Raw genomic sequence first — 2,022 nt, forward strand, 5'->3', positions numbered from 1 at the left:
GCGTTTAACGACGTTGCTCAGCCATGAGTTTCCCCGTACAGCCCTCAACCCCAAGTCCGTCAGTGGATCCGGAAAGTGCTGAACGCACCGCTTGCGTCAGCGGCGCGGAGCACTCTTTTCCCGGCCAGGTTCAATACAGCGACGACCTGAGTAAGCTTTTGGATATCCTGCCTGCTCCGATTCGTGAGCGCCTAGAACAGCATCCCCACTTGGATCGGTTGGTGGAGGTGGTGCTGGATTTGGGTCGCCGCCCCGAAGCCCGCTTCCCCGGCTTTGCCGATTACCTTTCAGAAGACGTGATCACCCGGGCCGACTTGGATCAGGTGATCAGCCGGGTTGGAGAGTTCAGCAGTGACAACCGCGCAGGCATTGCCTCTACCCTGCACCGGATCAGTGCCATTCGCAACCGCCAAGGCACGATCATCGGCCTTACCTGTCGGGTGGGTCGCTGCGTTATCGGCGTGATCAGCATGATCCGCGACCTGGTGGAACAGGGGCGCTCTATGCTGTTGCTGGGCCGACCGGGGGTGGGTAAAACCACGGCCTTGCGGGAGATTGCCCGTGTGCTGGCCGATGAGCTGGGCAAACGAGTGGTCATTATCGACACTTCCAACGAGATTGCCGGCGATGGCGATGTGCCCCATCCGGGTATTGGTCGGGCCAGACGGATGCAGGTGGCCAGCCCAGAGCTGCAGCACAAGGTGATGATTGAGGCGGTGGAGAACCACATGCCCGAAGTGGTGGTCATCGACGAGATCGGCACCGAACTGGAAGCCTTGGCCTCTCGTACCATTGCCGAGCGGGGGGTACAACTGGTGGCCACTGCCCATGGCAACCGCATCGACAACCTGATCAAAAATCCCACCCTCTCAGACTTGGTGGGCGGGATCCAATCGGTCACCCTGGGAGATGAAGAGGCGCGGCGGCGCGGCTCTCAAAAGAGTGTGTTGGAGCGCAAAGCTCCCCCTACGTTTGAGATTGCCATAGAGATGCTGGAGCGATCCCGCTGGGTCATCCACGAAGATGTGGCCGCCACTGTGGATCGTCTCTTGCGCAACCGCGAGCCGCTGACCCAAACCCGCAGTTTAGACGAACACGGCCAGGTGGTGATAGTGCGGAGCACCGCTGGCGCAAACGGGCGCCCGGCTCTATCTGGCCCCCAATGGCCCCCTGCCGGCAGCACAATCTCCGCAGCACGGGAGCGGGGAGGATGGCAACGCTCTGGACGGATGGAAGCTCTGCCTTCAGAGCCGCTTGAAAGTCGCTCGCAGCAGCAAGGAGAATCGGGTTTGCTCCTGGAGAGGCGAGAGGACTCCGTCCCGCTAACGCCGGCGGGATCCCGTCCTGCCCCTCAGGTGGTGGCCGAATCCAGAGTAGAATCCGGCTCTGACGAAGAAGAAGATTTGGACTGGGAGGGATCCGCCCTAGCCCCGACAGGACGGCAGCAGAATCCGGATGGGCCGCTGATGATCTACCCCTACGGAGTGAGCCGCTTCTACCTGGAGCAGGTGATCCAAACCCTGAAACTGTCGGCGGATGTCACCAAAGATCTAGACGAGGCAGACATTGTCTTGGCCTTGCGATCCCAGGTGCGCAGCCGTTCCAAGATCCAGCAGATGGCCCACTCCCGCCAGATCCCGATTCACACCGTTAAGGCCAATACTCTGATTGCCCTGGCCCGCGCCCTGCGCCACATCCTCAACATCGAAAGCGAAGATGGATCCGATTCCGACCTGGAGCTGTTCATTCGCGCCAGCTCCGGTGATGAAACCGAAGCTCTGGAAGAAGCCCGCCTGGCGGTGGAGCAAATTGTCATTCCCAAGTCTCAGCCAGTGGAACTTTTGCCCCGTTCGCCTCTGATCCGCAAGCTCCAACACCAGTTGGTGGAACATTACCACCTGCGGGCCCAAAGCTTTGGCGAAGAGCCCAACCGCCGCTTGCGCATCTATCCCAACTAGCCCCACACGATAGCGCAGCCAATAGTCCAGCTCTAGAGAACCTCTATCCATTGAGCCGTCGTGG

The 2,022-nt window shown here is 60.4% G+C and carries 1 protein-coding gene; it reads left to right on the forward strand.

Translation table 11 applies throughout. From position 1 onward, the window contains the following. Window positions 1-23: 23 nt before the first annotated feature. Complete coding sequence (locus tag NW820_RS04285) at window positions 24-1,958, forward strand: R3H domain-containing nucleic acid-binding protein (RefSeq protein ID WP_414406775.1); 1,935 nt, start codon at window positions 24-26, stop codon at window positions 1,956-1,958. Window positions 1,959-2,022 lie beyond the last annotated feature (64 nt).

This window comes from Synechococcus sp. R55.7, assembly GCF_047461955.1.
Taxonomy (GTDB): domain Bacteria; phylum Cyanobacteriota; class Cyanobacteriia; order Thermostichales; family Thermostichaceae; genus Thermostichus.

Bases quoted from the DNA above. Each gene is read 5' to 3' on its own strand.
- NW820_RS04285 (WP_414406775.1), top strand. From the start codon at position 24: ATGAGTTTCCCCGTACAGCCCTCAACCCCAAGTCCGTCAGTGGATCCG.